This window comes from Streptomyces sp. ISL-87 (assembly GCF_018614095.1).
Lineage (GTDB): Bacteria > Actinomycetota > Actinomycetes > Streptomycetales > Streptomycetaceae > Streptomyces.
In genome coordinates, this window is sequence record NZ_JAGGOY010000043.1 from 143,366 (window position 1) to 161,698 (window position 18,333).

Here is an 18,333-nt window from a genome sequence, read left to right on the forward strand (position 1 = left end):
GCCGGGGTAACGGTGAGGTGAGGGGATAGATGGGGTCTGAGTCCGGCCGCGTCAAACGCGGCGAGCAGAGCAGGATTTCCCAGTGGCTGCGCCGGCGGCCGAAACCCTCCCCCGAAGACCCCGGACGAGAACGCGAAGCCCTTCTCCTGGCCGTCGCCGCCGCGGGACTGCCGCTCGCCCCTGCCGCCCATCCGGCCGGCTACCGATGTTCGTGCGACCGGATCGGCTGTCCCACGCCCGCGCGGCACCCCGTCTCCTTCGCCTGGCAGACCCAGTCGACCACCGACCGCGCGCAGGTCGAGCGCTGGGCGCGCAACCAGCCCCAGGCCAACTTCATCACCGCGACGGGCATGATCCACGACGTTCTGGACGTCCCCCTCGAGGCGGGCCGCAGCGCGCTGGACCGCCTGTTGGCCGCGGGCGTCGACGTCGGCCCGGTGGCGGAATCGCCCGGTACGGACGACCAGGCCCGGATGCTCTTCTTCACGGCGACGCGGGGTACGCCGGAGGACGAGGACGAGTGGTGGCCGTGTGAGCTGGACTGCCACCCCGAGACGATGGACGAACACCCGGGCCTGCGGTGGCACTGCCGTGGCAGCTACGTCCTGGTCCCGCCGGCCACCCTGCCGGGCGGCCACACGGTCTCCTGGATCCGCGGCATGGAACACCCCCTCCCGGACCCGTTGACCCTCCTGGAAACCCTCACGGACGCCTGCGCGGCCTACGCCGGCTCCGCCCCCCACACCCCTGCCACCGTCGCCTGGCCCCTGGGCCGCTGAGCGGCATGGCCTGGCCTCTGGGCCTCTGGGCCTCTGGGCCTCTGAGCGCCTGGCCTGGCCCCTGGGCCTCTGAGCGCCTGGCGGGCTGATTGCCGCGCAGCGGCAAATTCAGCCCCGCCGGCGTTTGAGGCGCGGGGTCCGGGGCGGAGCCCCGGTGCTTCAGCCCCGCCGGCGTTTGAGGCGCGGGGTCCGGGGCGGAACCCCCGGGGTGCCCAGGACAAGGTCTGGGGGAGACGGCGAAAGGCGGGGCTCCGCGCAGCGGCACCGACCCCATCCCGGGACACCTCAGTGGATCTGGCTGACCACCACGTCCAGGGACCACGCCTTCGCCGCCTTCGCAGGGGCCTCGGCCTCCACCACGTACCCCAGATCCCGCAGCGCCGTAACCAGCTCCGCCGGCGACCCCGGCACGGCCCCCGCCACCAGCAGGTCCCGTACCAGCCGCCCCTTCGTCGCCTTGTTGAAGTGGCTCACCACGGACCGCTTCTCCACCCCGTCCACCACCTGCGCGTGCAACACCCGCACCGTCGCCGTCCGCCCCGCCGGCTCCCCCTTCGGCTTCCACGCGGCCGCGTACGCCGAAGACCGCAGGTCCAGCACCAGCCCGTCCCCCGAAGCCTCCGGCATGACAGCGGCCATCGGCCCCCGCCAGTACGCCCCCAGCGCCCCCAGCCCCGGCAGCTTCACGCCCATCGAGCACCGGTACGACGGAATCCGGTCCGTCACCCGCACCGCACCCCACAGCCCGGAGAAAACGAGCAGCGACTCCTCCGCCAGCGCACGCGCCCCCGCCGGCAGGTCCGCCAGCCCCAGCGCGTCGTACAGCACCCCGGTGTAGATCTCCCCCGCCGGCCGCGCCACCGCGGACCGCAGCTCGGCGTTCTTCGCGACCTCTCCCCGCAGGCCCTCGCTCAGCCCCAGCACCTCGCGCGCCTTCAGCTCGTCGCCGACGCACAGTTCGACCAGCTCCTCCAGCACCGCCGCACGGGCCTCGGCCAGCCCCGCCAGCGACAGCGACTCCGGCTTCAGGGGTGCGCCGGAGCCGCCGGCGGCCTTTCCTTCGGACGGCGGCAGCAGCACGAGCACGGCGGTTCTCCTTCAGTACAAACACGGCGCGGGGGTGCGGCCCCCGAGCCAGGGTAAGCCTCCCGACGCGCCGCCCCGGCCCAACCGCCATACGCTCGGTCCATGCCACGCCGTCACATGCACATGGCCGGCGCAGACGGGGCTGCCCTGCGGGCCGCGCTGCGTGACCTGCGGACAAGGCTGGAGGTACCGGCCCAATTCCCTTCACCGGTCCTCGCCGAGGCCGACCGTGCGGCCGCCGACCCCCGCCTCCCCTCCCTGGACGCCACCGACATCCCCTTCTTCACGATCGACCCGCCCGCCTCCGTCGACCTCGACCAGGCCATGCACCTCGCCCGCCGCCCGGGCGGCGGCTACCGCGTGCACTACGCCATCGCCGACGTGGCCGCCTTCGTCACCCCCGGCGGTGCCCTCGACACCGAGGCCCACCGGCGGGTCAACACCCTCTACTTTCCCGACGGGAGGGTGCCCTTGCACCCGGCCGTGCTCTCGGAGGGCGCGGCCAGCCTGCTGCCGGACCAGACCCGCCCGGCGCTGCTGTGGCGGCTCGACCTGGACTCCGACGGCCGGGTGGAGACGGCCGAGGTCCGGCGGGCCCTCGTCCGCAGCCGGGCCAGGCTCGACTACGGCGGGGTCCAGAAGGCCATCGACGCCGGCACCGCGGACGAGTCGCTCGCCCTCCTCAAGGACATCGGCCGGCTGCGTGAGGCCCTGGAGGTGGAGCGCGGCGGCATCTCGCTGAACGTGCCCGAGCAGGAGATCGTCGCGCGCGACGGCTCGTACACCCTGGCCTACCGGGCGCCGCTCCCCGCCGACGGCTGGAACGCCCAGATCTCCCTGATGACCGGCATGGCGGCGGCCGACCTGATGCTCGCCTCCGGCACCGGGATCCTGCGTACCCTCCCCACCGCCCCCGACGGCGCCGTCGGCCGGCTGCGCCGCGCGGCGAAGGCCCTGCGGATCGAGTGGCCGCACCACGTCCCGTACGCCGAACTCGTACGCTCCCTCGACCCGCGCCGCCCGGCCCACGCGGCGTTCCTCCAGGAGTGCACGGCCCTGCTGCGCGGCGCCGGCTACACGGTCTTCACCGGCGGCGAAACCCCCTCCCCCGCGATCCACGCCGCGGTGGTGGCCCCGTACACGCACTGCACCGCGCCGCTGCGCAGGCTCGTCGACCGCTACACGGGCGAGCTGTGCGTGGCGGCGGTGGCCGGGGCCGACCCCCCGCAGTGGGCGGTGTCGGCCCTGCCCGCGCTCCCGGAGCGGATGGCGGACGGCAGCCGGCGGTCCAACGCGGTCGAGCGGGAGTCCGTGGACCTCGTGGAGGCGGCCCTGCTGAAGGACCGCGTCGGCGAGACCTTCGAGGCGACGGTGATCGACGTCAAGGAGGAGGATCCACTGGTGGGCACGGTCCACCTGGAGGACCCGGCGGTAATCGGCCGCATCGTGTCCCCCGCGCGCGAGCTCCCCCTGGGCGAACGCATCCGAGTCCGCCTCACCCAGGCCGACCCCGGCACATCGAAGATCCTCTTCGCCCCGGCCTAGGCTCCGTCTTGCGGGGGTGCGAGTTGCCGCAGTGCGGTGACCAGCCCGCGGGGGTCGTCGGCGTGGAAGCGAACGGTACTGGCACGCGCGCGGGCGCCGAGCGGCCGGATGAAGGGGAGCGGGCGGGTCAGCTCCAGGGTCACGGAAGTCTGGCTCCCGACGATCAGGTCGAGCACCCCGTCCTGCGACAGCGTGACCAGCCGGCCCTCGGGGTAGCGGCGGTCGACGCGCACCGAGGCCACGGCGTCCGGCGGGACGGTGAGGTCGAACAGGGCCCCGTAGCGGATCCGCAGGGAACCGTCGGACCGGACCACGTGCGGCCGGGTCACACAGGCGGCGTGCATCGCCAGCACCAGCAGCAGCCCGTACACGTCGAGCACCAGCACCACGCGGTGCACAGCCGGCCAGGGGATGAGGACGGCCAGCCCGACGGTCTCGATCAGCGACACGAACAGCAGCCCGTACATCATGGCGGTCTGCGGTCCCGTGTATCCGGCGGCGACATCGCCCGCGCCGACGCCGTGTGGCGTCCGGCGCAGCGCCCATCGCCCCAGCGAGGCGGCGGCCCGTAGCTCGTGCAGCAGCAGCCTGCGGACCACGGAAACCGCCTGCCGTATCCCGTTCATCCCCGGCCCCTCTCCATGAACGCCTCCATGACCCGGCGTACGACCTCCGCCTGCGCGGGGGCGTACTCCGCGAGCAGGGCCTCCTTCAACCCCGCCACGACCGGCCGGGTGGCCGGGATCGCCGCGAACACCTCGTCGGGGACGGCCGCCACCAGCTCGTCGGCCAGCAAGGGAATGCGCGGATCGTCGACGGGGGCGTCGGCCAGCCCGTCCAGCCGCTCGTACAGCGCGAGTACGGCCGGATCGGCGGCCAGTGGCCCGAGTACGGCGTATATCTCCGCACCCCCCGCGCCCGACGCGTCGAGCAGCGTCAGGTGCTCGCGATCCATCGCGGCGGTCGGCGAGGCTGTCTCCGGGGCCTTGGCCAGCAGCGCGGCGAGCGCGGGCGAGACGGGTTCGTTCTCCCCAGGCGGCGCGGCGAGCAGTACGGCGAGCCGGCGCCTGCGCTCGGCCAGTTCGGCCTCCTGCCGGGCCAGGTCGGCGTCGAGCTCTTCGAGTACGTCGGCCAGCTCGCGCCCCGCGTCGTCCGCGAGGACGTCGCGCACCTCGTCGAGGCTCAGCCCGAGCTCGGTGAGCCGGCGGACTCGGGCCAGTACGACGGCGTCGCGCACGCTGTAGACCCGGTACTGGTTGGGGCGCCGCTCCGGCTCCGGGAGCAGCCCGATGTGGTGGTAGTGCCGGATGGCTCGGGTGGTGACCCCGGCCAGCGCGGCGATCTCTCCGATGCGCATGGGCTCAGTAGAGACCCTGCCGTTGCGTCAAGGTCAAGCCGCGACGGGCCAGCCGGTAACATGGTCGCCACGACAGACGAGTCGGCTGGGCGGCCGCGTCGGGATCTTCGGATCCCGCCGAGGAACGTCCGGGCTCCACAGGGCAGGGTGGTGGGTAACGCCCACCCGGGGTGACCCGCGGGACAGTGCCACAGAAAACAGACCGCCGGGGGCTTCGGTCCTCGGTAAGGGTGAAACGGTGGTGTAAGAGACCACCAGCGCCTGAGGTGACTCAGGCGGCTAGGTAAACCCCACCCGGAGCAAGGTCAAGAGGGGTTGTCCGTTTTCGGACGGCCAACCCTGCGCGAACGTTCGAGGGCTGCCCGCCCGAGTTCGCGGGTAGACCGCACGAGGCCGGTGGCAACACCGGTCCTAGATGGATGGCCGTCTCCCCGGCGACCGCGAGGTCTCCGGGCGACAGAACCCGGCGTACAGGCCGGCTCGTCTGCCGTCCTTGACGATACTGAGAACCCCCGCCACGTGTGGCGGGGGTTCTCAGTCGTACGGGCCGGGCCCCGGCTTCGCCGCCCGCTACCGCAGGTGCGAGGTGTCGTTCAGGAGCCGGACCGAGGCGTTGCCGTCCGCGTAGTAGGCCACCGCCGAGAGGGAGGCCGCGGAGAGTTCCATCCGGAACAGGGACTCCGGCGGGGCGCCCAGCGCGAGGCGGACCAGCGTCTTGACCGGGGTCACGTGGGTGACCAGCAGCACCGTGCGGCCGGCGTACCGGGCCAGCAGGCGGTCGCGGGTGGCCAGGACCCGGCGGGTGACGTGGGCGAAGCTCTCGCCGCCGCCCGTGGGGGCCGCCTTCGGGGAGTCCAGCCAGGCCTGGAGGTCGTCCGGGAAGCGCTCGCGCACCTCGCCGAAGGTCAGGCCCTCCCAGGCGCCGAAGTCCGTTTCGCGCAGGCCTTCTTCGACGGCCACCTCCAGCCCGAGGCGGTCCGCGACGGCCTGGGCGGTCTCCCGGCAGCGCCGTAGCGGGGAGCTGACGACCGCCTGGACGGTGCCGCGCGCGGCCAGCGCCTCGGCTACGGCCACGGCCTGGCGGCGGCCGACCGGGGACAGCTCGGGGTCGGTGCCGCCGCTGCCGGAGAAACGCTTCTGCGGGGTGAGGGCGGTCTCGCCGTGGCGCAGCAGCACGAAGGTGGCGGGGGTACCCATGTCCACCGGGCCCCAGCCGGTACCGGCCACCGGGGCGGCCGCGGTCGCGGCTGCGGCTGCGGCCGTGGCCGCGGGGGCGGGGGCTTCGGCCGTTGCCGCGGGGGCTTCGGCCGTCGTGGCGGGGGCGGCCGAGCCGGGCCCTGGTACCCGGGCCGGGATGCGTCCCGCCGCGCCGGAGCCGGGCTCCGCGAACAGGGTGTCGGCCCCTGCGTCCGCGAGCGCCGCCGCGCTGGACGACGTACCGGAGGAGGACGCGGCGAGGGCGGCCCGTACGGCCGCGGCACCCGCGGCGGCGTCGCCGGGCGGGCCGGACGGCGGCGGGGTGGCCAGGGCGCGGGCGGCGCCCCGGTCGAAGACGGCCGTGGAGTCCGACGGCTCCCACTGCTTGCCGCGCTTGCCCGCGTCCATCGCCTCGTTGGCGAGCCGGTCCGCGTGCTTGTTCACCTCGCGCGGGATCCACTCGTACATCACCTGGGAGCGGGGCAGGATCGTGGCCGCCTCCGCCGCCAGGGGCTTCATGTCGGCGTGCTTGATCTTCCAGCGGCCCGACATCTGCTCGACGACGAGCTTGGAGTCCATCCGGACGAGGACCTGCGCGTCGGGGGCGAGCTCACGCGCCGCCTTCAGCCCGGCGATCAGGCCCTTGTACTCCGCCACGTTGTTCGTCGCTACGCCGATGTACTCGGCGCGCTCGGCCAGCGTCTCCCCCGTCACCGGGTCGAGGACGACCGCGCCGTAGCCGGCGGGCCCCGGGTTGCCCCGGGAGCCGCCGTCCGCCTCCACGACAAACCGCGGCATCAGATACCCGAGTCCGCCGTACGGACCAGGATGCGGCCGCAGTTCTCGTGCCGGACGACCTGGTCGCGGGCCGCGGCCTTGATCTCGTTGACCTCGGCCATGTCGAGCTCCAGCCGGCAGCCCTCGCAGCGGCGCTGGTACAGGCGCGCGGCGCCGACCCCGCCCTGCTTGACGCGGATCTTCTCGTACAGGGCGATCAGGTCGGCCGGGATGGACGACACGACGATCTCGCGGTCCTTGGCGATCTTGGCCGCCTCGGCGTCGAGCTCGGCGGTGGTCGCGTCACGGCGCGCGGTGGCGTCGGTCAGCTTGGCTTCGAGGGCGGAGACCCGCTCGGTCAGCTCGGTGACACGCTCCTGCGAGGCCTCCAGGCGCTCCATGACCTCCAGGACCACGTCCTCCAGGTCGCCCTGCCGCTTGGCCAGGGAGACGACCTCGCTCTGCAGGTTCGCCAGGTCCCGGGCCGAGATGCCCACGCCGGAGTCGAGCCGCTGCTCGTCGCGGGCCGCGCGCTGGCGCACCTGGTCGACGTCCTGCTCGGCCTTGGTCTGCTCGCGGGCGGCGTCGCTCGCCTGCGTCTGCGCGGCGACGAGCAGGTCGCGCTGCTGGGTGAGGTCCTTGGTCAGGGAGTCGACCTCGGCGTGCTCGGGCAGCGACTTGCGCTTGTGGGTGAGCTGAGACAGCCGGACGTCCAGGGCCTGGACGTCGAGAAGTCGGATCTGGTCGGCGGGCTCGGCGTTCAGTTGGGGGCTCCAGAGGTAGAAGGGGGTGTGACGGACGGCGCGTGCGCCGTCCAGGGGTCGGTGACCGCGCGCGAGACGTGGGTACGCAGACCCCAGCCATGGCGTTCGGAGATCGCGTCGAGCTGCGCGGCGGCCTGCTCGCACCAGGGCCACTCGGTGGCCCAGTGGGCGGCGTCGACGAGGGCGAGCGGGCTCTGCTCGCGCGCCTCGGACACCGGGTGGTGGCGCAGGTCGGCGGTGAGGAAGGCGTCCACGCCGGCGGCCCGCACCTGCGCGAAGAGGCTGTCGCCGGAGCCGCCGCTGACGGCGACGGTACGGATCAGCGCGTCCGGGTCGCCGGCCGCACGGATGCCCTGCGCGGTCCGGGGCAGCCGGGCGGCGGCGCGGGCGGCGAACTCCCGCAGGGTCTCGGGGTGATCCAGCTCGCAGATCCGGCCGAGGCCCCGGCGGCCCTCGGGGTCGGTGGGGTCGGGCACGAGGGGGCCGGTGACGCGCAGGTCCAGGGCGCCGGCGAGGGCGTCTGAGACCCCGGGGTCGGCGGTGTCGGCGTTGGTGTGGGCGACGTGCAGAGCGATGTCGTTCTTGATCAGCGTGTGCACGACACGGCCCTTGAAGGTGCCTGCCTCGACGGTGGTGGTGCCGCGCAGATAGAGGGGGTGGTGGGTGACGATCAGGTCGGCGTCCAGCTTCACGGCCTCGTCGACGATCTCCTGGACGGGGTCCACGGCGAACAGGACCCGGGAGATCTCGGCGTCGGGATCGCCGCAGACGGTTCCCACGGCGTCCCACTCCTCGGCCCGCGAGGGGGGCCAGAGCGCGTCCAGCACGGCGATGACTTCAGAGAGACGGGGCACGGGCCAAGGCTACCGTCCGTGGCGCCCGGCCCGCCGATCCCCCGGGCCGGGATGCGGGCGGGCGCCCGGCGAGGCGCCCCGCGCCCCCGCGCCCTCGGTAGGGCAACCCTTCGAAATGGCGAAACCATATCCACCTGTCACCCCAAACGCCCCGATATCGCACAGCACACTCACCCCGTCCACCACAGGCGAATCGCCGCCCGGCCACCCGTATGTGTGAAGCCAGGTTGGTCGTCTTGTCCGGCAGGAATTGCGAAAACTAGCTTCCTCACCGGAGGTGACCCCGCATGACTGCCTGTGCCATCGAGATCACGACGACGGCCCCGTTCACCATCGCCGCGGACGGTTCGTACGCGGCCCGGCTGGCCGGGGACGGCGAGGCGCGTTACCCGGAGCGCTGGACCGTGGCCGGGCCCGAGCCGTACGCGGTGCCGCTGCCGCTCGCGCAGCCCGAGGAGGCCGACAGCGAGGTGCTGCCGCTGGCCGACGGGCGGGTGCTGATCCACCGCCGGGTCGCGGAGCGGCACGCCTTCGCCCTGCTGTACCCGACGGGCGGTGGCGGCGCGGCGGCCGGGCCGCGGACCGGGGAGCTGCCGCTGGGCGCGGTGCACCCGGCGGGTGACGACGTACGGGTGTCCCTGCTGCCGCCGTCCCCGGACGGGTGCGGCGCCTTCGCCCTGGCCGTGGGACCGGACGAGACCGCGGTGTGGCAGGTGGCGGGGGGCGCCTTCGGGCCGGTCGCCCGGATCCCCGGCCGGTGCTCGGGCGGCGTCTGGCTGGACCGCACGGGCCGCCTGCTGGCCCTGGACCGCGAACTGGAGGGCCGCACCAAGGCCGTCGCGGTGGACCTGGGCCGCGGCGGCGAGGTGTCCCCGCTGCTCCAGATCGCGGAGGCCAGCGACGACCGGCTGCTCCTGGCCGACCCGGAAAGCGGGCTGCTGCTGATCCGCTCGGACGCCCCGGGCCCCGGCGAACCGCGGCTGGGCTGGGGGGTCCTGGGCAGCTCCCGCCCGGTCCGTTTCCCGGAGTGCCTGCGGGGGGTGGGGGCGATGGGGGCGACACCGTTCGCGGTGCAGCCGGGCCAGGCCCTGATGCCGGAGACCTGCGGGGTGGCGCTCCGGCTGGACGAGGGCGGCATCGGTCTGTGGCGCCCCGCCGACCGGCATGTCTTCCGCCTCGGCGCCCCGGTCGGCTGGCTCGGCGGCACGGGGCTGTGGACCCGGGAGGGCCGCCTGCGTCTGCCGTACGCCACCCCGGACGTCCCGTGCGCCCTCGTGAGCCTGGCCATCCCGGTGGCCCCGCCGCCCCCGGTCCGCCTGGACCCCCCGCCGCCGCCAGCACCGCGCCCGATCCCCCTCCAGCAGGCCCCGCTGAGGTGACATCGGGCGCGTGGTGCGGTTCGGGCCGCCCCTAGAGGGCGTGTTTGAGGCCGAGGACCTCCGCCGCCGCGAAGGTCTCGTTCGCAGGGCGGGAGTCGTAGTGCGGGGTGAGGACCTCGTCGAGCTCCTCGTAGGAGAACGCCTCCTTGGTGGTGTCGAACTTCGCCGCCACCTTCGGGCGTTCCATGACGACGACGATTCCGCCGTGCACGACGAACAGCTGCCCGTTGGCCTTGGCGGAGGCGGGTGAGGCCAGGTAGCCAACCAGCGGGGAGACGTGCTCGGGGGCGAGGGCGTCGAGCTTGCCCTCCTCCGGGACCTGGAAGCCGGCGAAGACGTCCTCGGTCATCCGGGTGCGGGCGCGGGGGCAGATGGCGTTGGCCGTCACCCCGTACTTGGCCAGGGCGAGGGCGGTCGAGGTGGTGAGCCCGACGATGCCGCCCTTGGCCGCCGCGTAATTCGGCTGGCCGGCCGAGCCGCCGAGGAACGCCTCGGAGGAGGTGTTGACGATCCGGCCGTAGACCGGGCCGCCCGCCGCCTTGGACCGCTCCCGCCAGTGCGCGGAGGCGAAGTGGGTGGTGTTGAAGTGACCCTTGAGGTGGACGCGGATCACCGAGTCCCACTCCGCCTCCGACATCGAGAACACCATCCGGTCGCGCAGGATCCCCGCGTTGTTGACCAGGATGTCGAGCTTGCCGAAGCTGTTCACCGCCAGCTCGACCAGTTCCCGCGCCTGCTCGAAGTCGGCCACGTCACCGAGGTGCGCCACCGCCTGCCCGCCCGCGGCGCGGATCTCCTCGGCGACCTCCTCGGCCGGGGCGGCCGAGGCCTCCCCGGAGCCGTCGCGGCCGGGCTGGCCGAAGTCGTTGACGACGACGCTCGCGCCGAGCCGTGCGAGCTCGATCGCCTCGGCCCGGCCGAGCCCGCGGCCGGCGCCGGTGACGATGGCGGAGAGCCCCTCAAGTGGCAGTGACATCCGTACGGTTCCTCTCAGAACGAGTCAGAGCAGGCCAGAGCAGGTCGAGCGGGTCGGTAGAGGTCGAGCGGGTCGGGGTCGAGCAGGTCGGTAGAGGTCGAGCAGGCCAGTGGAGATCAACAGAGGTCAGTGGAGGTCGAGCAGGTCAGAGTTCGATGCAGGTGCGCAGGGCGACACCCGTACGCATCTGGTCGAGGGCGTCGTTGATCTCGGCGAGATGCACCCGGTGCGTGATCAGCCCCGCGAGGTCCACCCGGCCGGACCGCCACAGCGCGATGGTGCGGTCGTAGGAGCGGAGCACGTCCCCGCCTCCGTACATCGACGGCAGGATCTTCTTCTCGTCGAAGAACAGCGAGAACATGTTGATCGAGTAGTTGTCGTCGAGCGCGCCCGCGCCGACCACGACCACCGAGCCGCCGCGCCGGGTCATCTCGTACGCGGTGTGCGCGGTCGCGGACTTCCCGACGACCTCGAAGACGTAGTCGAAGCCCTCCCCCGCCGTGATCCGGTTCTTCGCGTCACCGAAGGCCTCCGGCGCGACCGCCTCGGTCGCCCCGAACCGCAGCGCCGCCTCACGCCGCGAGGCGACCGGGTCCACGGCGATGATCTGCGCCGCGCCCTGCACCTTGGCGCCCTGGATGACGGAGATGCCGACGCCGCCGCAGCCGATGACCGCGACGGACGACCCGGCCTCCACCTTCGCGGTGTTGATGGCCGCGCCCAGGCCGGTGGTCACACCGCAGCCGATCAGCGCGGCGATGTCGTACGGCAGGTCGTCGGGGATCGGTACGGCGCACGCGGCGGGCACCACCATCTCCTCGGAGAAGGTGCCGGTGCCGGCGAATCCGAAGATGTCACTGCCCGCACGGCGGAAGTTGGGCGTGGCGACGTTCCCGAAGGCCTCCAGGCACAGGTGCCCCTGGCCGCGCTTGCAGGAGGGACAGTGCCCGCACGGCGGCAGCCAGCAGACCAGCACCCGGTCGCCGATCTTGTGACTGGTGACCCCGTCGCCGACGTCCACGATCTCGCCCGAGCCCTCGTGGCCCGGTATGAAGGGGGCCGGCTGAGGCAGGACGCCGCTCATCGCGGAGAGGTCGGAGTGGCACAGTCCGGTGGCCTTGATGCGGACCTTGACCTTGCCGGGGCCGAAGCCCACGGCCTCCATGTCGTCGACGACTTCCAGCTTGTCCTGGCCGATCTCGCTCTGCAGTGCTGCGCGCACGGTGCGGCTCCTTGGCGTTTTGGATTACACGTGTTCGACGACGGTGTCGGCGAGGACCGGCGCGTCGTCCCGTTCGACGGCGGTCACCGAGACCTGGACCCGGCCGGGCTCCTCCCACATCCGGATCCGCAGGGTCTCGCCGGGGAAGACGATCCCGGCGAAGCGTGTGCGGTAGGCGCGGACCCGGGACACGTCCCCGCCGAGGGCGGTGTCGACGACGGCCTTGAGGGTCATCCCGTACGAGCACAGGCCGTGCAGGATCGGCCGGTCGAAGCCGGCCAGCTTGGCGAACTCGGGGTCGGCGTGCAGGGGGTTCCAGTCGCCGGAGAGGCGGTAGAGCAGCGCCTGATCCTCGCGGATCCGCCGCTCCTCGATCCGGTCGGGCTCGCGGCCGGGCGCCTCCTCCCGGGCGGAGGGTCCGCGCTCCCCGCCGAACCCGCCCTCACCCCGTACGAAGATCTGCGCATCGCTGGTCCACAGCGGCCCGTCGGAGTCCGCGACCTCGGAGCGCAGTACGATCACGGCCGCCTTGCCCTTGTCGTAGACGGCGGCGACCTTGGATGTGGAGGTGGCCCGGCCCTTGACCGGGATCGGCCGGTGCAGCTCGATGGAATGCCCGCCGTGCAGGACGGCGGCGAGGTTGACCTCGATCCCCGGCGCGGCGAGGCCGCCCAGCATGGCCATGCCGGCACCGGCGACGGTCGCGAAGCTGGGGAGCACGTGGAGCTTGGACTCCAGGGTGTAACGCAGCTCGTCGGGGTCGGTGGCCGGGAGACCGGCGCCGAGGCCGAGGTGGTAGAGCTGGATGTCCTTGTGATCCCAGGCGATGTCCCCGTGGCGGGGGTCGGCGGCGAGGGCCTTGGCGGCATCGATCGGCATCGGGATGCTGCTCCCTGTCGTGGAGGAACGAGGGCCTTGGACGAAGAGGCCTTGGAAGACCTCGGTGCGGCCGTCCGCACCGTCGGCCGCACCGAGGTCGTATGCGGGACCGGTTCTAGAACGCGTTCTAGAGTGCCGGTGAAGGAATGTATAACGCACGCCCCACCACTTGGGAAGAGTCCTGACTTCACGTCAGAATCACCTTCACCCAGCCGTGTTGTGCGTCGATCGGGGTGGGCCGGCCTACCCTGGCGGGGTGAACGAAATGCCGGTTTACCAGCGCCCCACCAGGTCCCTGCGGGTCCTGCTTTCGCCGCCGAACCCGGCCCTGGCGGTCCAGCTCGGCCTCCAGCCGGACATCGAGGTGGTGGCCTCGGCGCTGGGACGGCCGGCGGTGGCGCTGGCGGAGGAGCTGGATTCGGTGCCGGCGCTCCTGGCGGAGGACCCGGAATGCGCGGTCCTGCTGCTGACCGGCTCGGCGCACCCCGGCCTGCGGGAGGCGGCCCTTGCCGCGGGGGCGGCGGGCCTGGTCCTGCGGGACGGCCCGGTGGAGGACCTGGCGGACGCCATCCGGCGAGCCTCGCGGGGCGAAACGGTCATCGACCCCACCCTGTCGGGCCCCTGATACGGAGGCCCGGGGTCACCCCGTGAGGGTCCGGCTGCCGGGCACGGGAACCAACCCATATCGGTGGCCCCCGCAGCCGGGCCGGGGCCCGCCCTGATCCGGAAGACGGGCCGGACACCCCCTAGCGGCGGAGCAGGGTGACCACCGCCGCGCCGCCCAGGCCGATGTTGTGGGCCAGGCCCACCCGGGCGCCGGGTACCTGCCGGGCCCCCGCCTCGCCCCGCAGCTGCCACACCAGCTCCGCCGCCTGCGCGAGCCCGGTCGCGCCCAGCGGGTGGCCCTTCGAGATCAGGCCCCCGGAGGGGTTGACCACCCAGCGGCCCCCGTACGTGGTCGCTCCGCTCTCCACCAGCCGGCCCGAGGCGCCGTCCCCGCACATGCCCAGCGCCTCGTACGTCAGCAGCTCGTTGACCGAGAAGCAGTCGTGCAGCTCCACGACGTCCACATCCTCGATGCCGAGCCCCGACCCCTCCCACACCCTCCGCGCGGCCGCCGCCGACACCGGCTTGCCGACCACGTCGATGCACGAACCCGACGAGAACGACGCCTCCGTGTCCGTGGCCATCGCCTGGCCCACGATCTCGACCGCCTTGTCGTGCAGCCCGTGTTCCACCACGAACCGCTCGGACACCACCAGTGCCGCCGCGGCCCCGTCCGACGTCGGCGAGCACTGGAGCTTCGTCAGCGGGTCGTGGATCGGCTTCGCCGCGAGGATCTCGTCCAGCGAGTACACGTCCTGGAACTGCGCGTTCGGATTGTTCGCCGAGTGCCGGTGGTTCTTCGCGCCCACCGCCGCCAGCTGCGCGGCGGTGGTCCCGTACCGCTCCATGTGCTCCCGCGCCGCGTTCCCGAAGATCTGCGCGGTCGGCGGCGACATCTCGAAACCGTGCCCGGCGGCCATGATCCCGTAGTGCCGGGCCACCGGCGAGGTCTTGAAGTCGGAACCGGCGTCGGCCCCGCCCCCCAGCGCGCCCTTCTTCATCTTCTCGAAGCCCAGCGCGAGCACACAGTCGTTGAGGCCCCCCTCCACGAACTGCCGCGCCATCATCAGCGCCGTCGCGCCCGTCGCGCAGTTGTTGTTCACGTTGTAGACCGGGACTCCGCTCAGCCCCAGTTCGTACACCGCCCGCTGCCCTGCCGTGGAGGCCTGGAAGCAGTAGCCGACCGGGACCTGCTCCACCCGCCCGTAGTCGATCCCCGCGTCCGCGAGCGCCGCGGACCCGGCCTCCTTGACCATGTCCCAGTACTGCCAGTCCCGCGACTCCGGCTTCTCGAACTTCGTCATGCCGACGCCCACGATGTACGACTTCATGCCTGACAACTCCTGTCCCCTACTAGTCCCTGGGAAGGCCGAGAATCCGCTCGGCGACGACATTGAGCTGGACCTGTGTGGTGCCCCCGGCGATGGTCAGGCAGCGCGACATGAGCATCCCGTGCACCGCCCGCTCCCCCGCCCCCTCCCGCACCGCGCCTGCCGGTCCCAGCAGTTCGAGGGCGAGCTCCGCGGTCCGCTGCTGGTGCGGGGTCTGCACGAGCTTGCGTACGGACGCACCCGCGCCCGGCTCCAGCCCCGACACCTGCTGGAGGGTGGTGCGCAGCCCGATGCAGGCCAGCGCGTGCGCCTCGGCGGCGAGCGCCCCGATCCGCGCGCGGGTGGCCCCGTCGAGGCCGGCGGAGCGCCTGATCAGCGCCTCCAGACCGGGGGTACCTCCCGGGCCGCCAGGCCCAGGGGGAGTGTCGAAGGCCATCTGGTCGGCCATGTGGACCCGCTCGTTGCCGAGGGTGTTGCGCGCGACCCGCCACCCTCCGTCCGCCGCTCCCACCAGGGCGTCCGCCGGGAGCTCCGCGTCGTCGAAGTAGACCTCGTTGAAGAGGGCCTCGCCGTTGATCTCCTTCAGCGGCCGGATGTCGATGCCCGGGGTCCGCCTCATGTCGACGACGAAGTACCCGAGCCCCTTGTGCTTCGGCGCGTCCGGATCCGTCCGGGCCAGCAGGATCCCGAAGTCGGCGGTGTGCGCGGAACTCGTCCACACCTTCTGCCCGTTGACCCTCCAGCCGCCCTCCTCGGTACGCTCCGCCCTGGTCCGCAGGGAGGCCAGGTCGGAGCCCGCGCCCGGCTCCGAGAAGAGCTGGCACCAGGTGAGCTCGCCGCGCAGGGTGGGGAGTACGTAGGCCTCCCGCTGCGCGTCCGTCCCGTAGGCGATCAGCGAGGGGACGACCCAGGTGGCGATCCCCAGGTCGGCGATCGTGACCCCGGCCCGCTTCAGCTCCTGCTGGACGACGAGCTGTTCGACCGGTCCGGCGCCGAGGCCGTACGGGGGCGGGAGATGGGGGGCCGCGTACCCGGTGGGGGCCAGGACCCGGCGCGCGGCGGCCGGGTCCAGCCCGCGGGCGTCCTCGACGGCGGTACGGGCCTTCGCCCGGTGCGCCTCGGCCTCCGCGGGGAGTTCCAGCCTCAGTTCCCGGCGAGCGCCCGCCTCCGCGAACCGCACGGCCCGTACGCGGTGCCCGTCGCCGGACCCGAGGAGCTGACGGGCCACGATCGCGCGGCGCAGGTAGATGTGGGCGTCGTGCTCCCAGGTGAAGCCGATGCCGCCGAGCACCTGGATGCAGTCCTTGGCGCAGGAGTACGCGGCGTCCAGCGCGGTGCCCGCAGCGAGCGCGGCCACCAGGGACCGGACCTCGGGGGCCTCGTCCATGCTGTTCGCCGCGTCCCAGGCCAGCGCCCGGGCCTGCTCCAGCCGGACCAGCATGTCGGCGCAGAGGTGCTTGACGCCCTGGAACCGCCCGATGGGCCGGCCGAACTGCTCGCGCACCTTGGCGTACTCGGCGGCCGTGTGCAGGGCCCAGGCGGCGGTGCCGCAGGCGTCGGCCGCGAACAGGGTGCAGGCCAGGTCCCGGACCAGGGCCGCGTCCAGCTCCAGCAGCCGGCCGGGCACGACGGTGACCCCGCGGGCCTGGACCTCGGCGGTGGGCCGGGTCGGGTCGGCGGCCTCGTGGGTACGGATGTCCAGCGCGGCGGCGTCCACCGCGAACCAGCGGGTGCCGTGGGCGGCCTCGGCGGCGAGCAGTACGAGGTCGGCCTCGCCCGCCCCGAGCACCGGCGGCGCGATCCCGTCGAGCAGGTGTCCGCCGCCCTCGACGGCGACGGCGGTCATGGTCCCGGGGCCGAGCGCGACCGCCCCTACCCGCCCGCCGAGCCCCTCGGCCCCGGCCCGGTCCAGCAGTACGGAGGCCAGCACGCTCGGCAGGTACGCCCCGGGCAGCGCCGCCCGGGCCGCCTCCTCGACCACCACGGCGAGGTCGAGCAGGGTGCCACCCTCCAGGTGCGGGGCGAGCAGCCCGGAGTCGGCGAGTGCGTCCCAGTAGGCGGGTCTCGCCCCGGCCTGCGGCGGGGTGTCGAGCAGTTTGCGCACCTCCTCGGGCGGCACGGCCCGCGCCACCCAGCCGCGCACGGCCTCGGCCAGCTCCCGCTGTTCTTGCGTGATTCCGATGCCCATACGGATCCCTGCCGCCCTCTCCGCCTGCCCCGGCCACCGCCGGGCGGGTCCCCTGGTCGCGGGCCAGACTAGAACACGTTCCATTCTGACGGAAGGTCAGATCCATGGTCGGATCCGGCGGGGCCGGCCGGCGCGGACGGCGCCGCGGACGCGACGCCGGTGCGGACGCCGACGCATACCCGGACGCGAACGCGGCCGAAGCGAACCGGCCATGGCCGTAAGTCGCTCTAGCTCCCCTCCATTCCGAAATGATCGAATCTGTGCCACAACTCGACTCAAAACGACCCTTGAAATGGGGAGCCACCACGTGAATTCCATGTCGTATGTCGACCTGCATCGGCAGGTCTCCACTGATATCGACGCGGAGATCGAAGCTGCTCTCGGCCTGCTCGGCCCGGAGTCGGAGGCGGTCAGGAACGCCGTCACCAAACTCTTGCGACATCAGAAATTGAAGCATCCCCTGTCGGTACTGCCGATGCTGGTGCACGCCGTCGAGACGGGCAGCGCCACACCGGCAGCCCCGCTGTCCGCCCTGCACGTGCTCTGGTGGACGTCGGCGTGTTTTCTCGACGACCTCGCCGACGGGCACGGCACGACCCTCACCTCCGGCCTCAGCGAGAACGAGGCCATGCTCGCTTCCGTCATCAGCGGAACGATTCTTCCTTTCCGGATCATCCAGTCCCTCCGGGTTCCGGCACCCGTCCACACCGCGTTGACGGCCGAGGTCGCGACCGGCTGGGTCGTCGGCACCGAGGGCCAGCTGAGCGACATCAGCGGAGACGTCGAGAACGCCACCCGGAAATCGGTGGTCACCGCCTACCGCGGCAAGTCCGGCGGGCCGTTCTCGATGATCACGGCAATGGCGGCGATATTGTCGGGCGCGACCAGAGAGGAAACAGAGCTGTGGCGTGAGTTCGGATATGTCTTCGGCATCCTGTGGCAGTTGTTCAATGACCAGGAGGACATCCTGTCCGGCCGCAATGAGGACCTCCTGAACGGGACGGTCACCTATCTGCTCACCTGCGCCCTCGACGACGCGTCGCCCGAATCCAGGGAGCACCTCCTCGCCCTCTGCGCCGCCGCGAGGCATTCCGGTGCGGCGAGGTCCGAGCTCACCGGCCTGCTTCTCGCGCCCGGCGTTCTTCATCAGTACCGGGAGGACCTCGACGGATTCCGCGACGAGGCGTATCGCATTCTGGACGGACTGGACGGCGACGGTCGGTACGCGGGCATCCTGCGGCGGCTCGTGGACCACGCGGCCCAGATGCTCCTGGAGCCGGCCTTCGACACCGCGCGACCGGTTCCGGTGTAGGAACGGCCGCGATCCCGCGGCGCGCGCAGCCGGAGGCAGCCCCCGGCCGGACCGCGGGGGCGGCGGCCGCCCCGCATGGGA

16 protein-coding genes and 1 other RNA gene are annotated in these 18,333 nt (G+C 72.9%); 6 read left to right on the forward strand and 11 right to left on the reverse strand.

The features are described from left to right. Positions 1-29 precede the first annotated feature (29 nt). Positions 30-779, forward strand: a complete 750-nt coding sequence (locus tag J7I97_RS17050; protein ID WP_214935724.1) for a bifunctional DNA primase/polymerase — start codon at positions 30-32, stop codon at positions 777-779. A gap of 285 nt (positions 780-1,064) precedes the next feature. Here the strand turns inward: J7I97_RS17050 and yaaA are convergent, their stop codons facing one another. Further along, a complete protein-coding gene (yaaA, locus tag J7I97_RS17055) occupies positions 1,065-1,865 on the reverse strand; it encodes a peroxide stress protein YaaA (RefSeq protein ID WP_214935726.1) in 801 nt (266 codons plus the stop codon). Between the two features lie 102 nt (positions 1,866-1,967). On the opposite strand from yaaA, the gene J7I97_RS17060 reads away from it, so the two are divergent. Further along, positions 1,968-3,410: an RNB domain-containing ribonuclease gene (locus tag J7I97_RS17060; RefSeq protein WP_214935728.1), complete on the forward strand. Its 1,443-nt coding sequence runs from the start codon at positions 1,968-1,970 to the stop codon at positions 3,408-3,410. Here the strand turns inward: J7I97_RS17060 and J7I97_RS17065 are convergent. Next, a complete protein-coding gene (locus tag J7I97_RS17065) occupies positions 3,407-4,036 on the reverse strand; it encodes a hypothetical protein (protein WP_251058871.1) in 630 nt (209 codons plus the stop codon). The two genes, J7I97_RS17060 and J7I97_RS17065, sit on opposite strands and share 4 nt — an antisense overlap. Continuing rightward, complete coding sequence (locus J7I97_RS17070) at positions 4,033-4,767, reverse strand: MerR family transcriptional regulator (RefSeq protein WP_214935730.1); 735 nt, start codon at positions 4,765-4,767, stop codon at positions 4,033-4,035. The genes J7I97_RS17065 and J7I97_RS17070 overlap by 4 nt, the downstream gene beginning before the upstream one ends. Positions 4,768-4,844: 77 nt before the next feature. On the opposite strand from J7I97_RS17070, the gene rnpB reads away from it, so the two are divergent. Continuing rightward, positions 4,845-5,254: RNase P RNA component class A (rnpB, locus tag J7I97_RS17075), an RNA gene on the forward strand. A gap of 83 nt (positions 5,255-5,337) precedes the next feature. Here the strand turns inward: rnpB and J7I97_RS17080 are convergent. The 3 genes from J7I97_RS17080 to J7I97_RS17090 are packed head-to-tail and all read right to left on the reverse strand — an operon-like array spanning position 5,338 to position 8,359. After that, positions 5,338-6,762 (reverse strand): bifunctional RNase H/acid phosphatase, encoded by a 1,425-nt coding sequence (locus J7I97_RS17080; protein WP_214935732.1) that lies wholly within the window; start codon positions 6,760-6,762, stop codon positions 5,338-5,340. Beyond that, positions 6,762-7,505: a zinc ribbon domain-containing protein gene (locus tag J7I97_RS17085; protein WP_214935839.1), complete on the reverse strand. Its 744-nt coding sequence runs from the start codon at positions 7,503-7,505 to the stop codon at positions 6,762-6,764. The genes J7I97_RS17080 and J7I97_RS17085 overlap by 1 nt, the downstream gene beginning before the upstream one ends. After that, positions 7,502-8,359, reverse strand: coding sequence for a Nif3-like dinuclear metal center hexameric protein (locus tag J7I97_RS17090; RefSeq protein WP_214935734.1), 858 nt, complete (start codon positions 8,357-8,359; stop codon positions 7,502-7,504). The genes J7I97_RS17085 and J7I97_RS17090 overlap by 4 nt, the downstream gene beginning before the upstream one ends. A 287-nt stretch (positions 8,360-8,646) precedes the next feature. Between J7I97_RS17090 and J7I97_RS17095 the strand changes: the two genes are divergently transcribed. Further along, positions 8,647-9,738: a hypothetical protein gene (locus J7I97_RS17095; RefSeq protein WP_214935736.1), complete on the forward strand. Its 1,092-nt coding sequence runs from the start codon at positions 8,647-8,649 to the stop codon at positions 9,736-9,738. A 31-nt stretch (positions 9,739-9,769) separates the two neighbouring features. On the opposite strand, the gene J7I97_RS17100 is transcribed toward J7I97_RS17095, so the two are convergent. From J7I97_RS17100 to J7I97_RS17110, 3 genes are all read right to left on the reverse strand, one after another. Continuing rightward, a complete protein-coding gene (locus J7I97_RS17100) occupies positions 9,770-10,714 on the reverse strand; it encodes a 3-oxoacyl-ACP reductase (RefSeq protein WP_214935738.1) in 945 nt (314 codons plus the stop codon). A gap of 145 nt (positions 10,715-10,859) precedes the next feature. Continuing rightward, positions 10,860-11,936 carry a Zn-dependent alcohol dehydrogenase gene (locus J7I97_RS17105; RefSeq protein ID WP_214935740.1) on the reverse strand — a complete coding sequence of 359 codons (1,077 nt, stop codon included), beginning with the start codon at positions 11,934-11,936 and terminating at the stop codon, positions 10,860-10,862. Between the two features lie 24 nt (positions 11,937-11,960). Then, entirely contained in the window at positions 11,961-12,815 is an 855-nt protein-coding gene (locus J7I97_RS17110; RefSeq protein WP_214935742.1) for a MaoC/PaaZ C-terminal domain-containing protein, read from the reverse strand. A gap of 265 nt (positions 12,816-13,080) precedes the next feature. On the opposite strand from J7I97_RS17110, the gene J7I97_RS17115 reads away from it, so the two are divergent. Further along, positions 13,081-13,440 carry a DNA-binding response regulator gene (locus J7I97_RS17115; RefSeq protein ID WP_251058886.1) on the forward strand — a complete coding sequence of 120 codons (360 nt, stop codon included), beginning with the start codon at positions 13,081-13,083 and terminating at the stop codon, positions 13,438-13,440. A gap of 121 nt (positions 13,441-13,561) precedes the next feature. On the opposite strand, the gene J7I97_RS17120 is transcribed toward J7I97_RS17115, so the two are convergent. Beyond that, the gene (locus tag J7I97_RS17120; RefSeq protein WP_214935746.1) at positions 13,562-14,752 is read right to left on the reverse strand and encodes a lipid-transfer protein; all 1,191 of its coding nucleotides are present in this window, start codon (positions 14,750-14,752) and stop codon (positions 13,562-13,564) included. A 22-nt stretch (positions 14,753-14,774) separates the two neighbouring features. Continuing rightward, a complete protein-coding gene (locus J7I97_RS17125; RefSeq protein WP_214935748.1) occupies positions 14,775-16,940 on the reverse strand; it encodes an acyl-CoA dehydrogenase in 2,166 nt (721 codons plus the stop codon). A 316-nt stretch (positions 16,941-17,256) separates the two neighbouring features. Between J7I97_RS17125 and J7I97_RS17130 the strand changes: the two genes are divergently transcribed. After that, a complete protein-coding gene (locus J7I97_RS17130; RefSeq protein ID WP_214935840.1) occupies positions 17,257-18,252 on the forward strand; it encodes a polyprenyl synthetase family protein in 996 nt (331 codons plus the stop codon). Positions 18,253-18,333 lie beyond the last annotated feature (81 nt).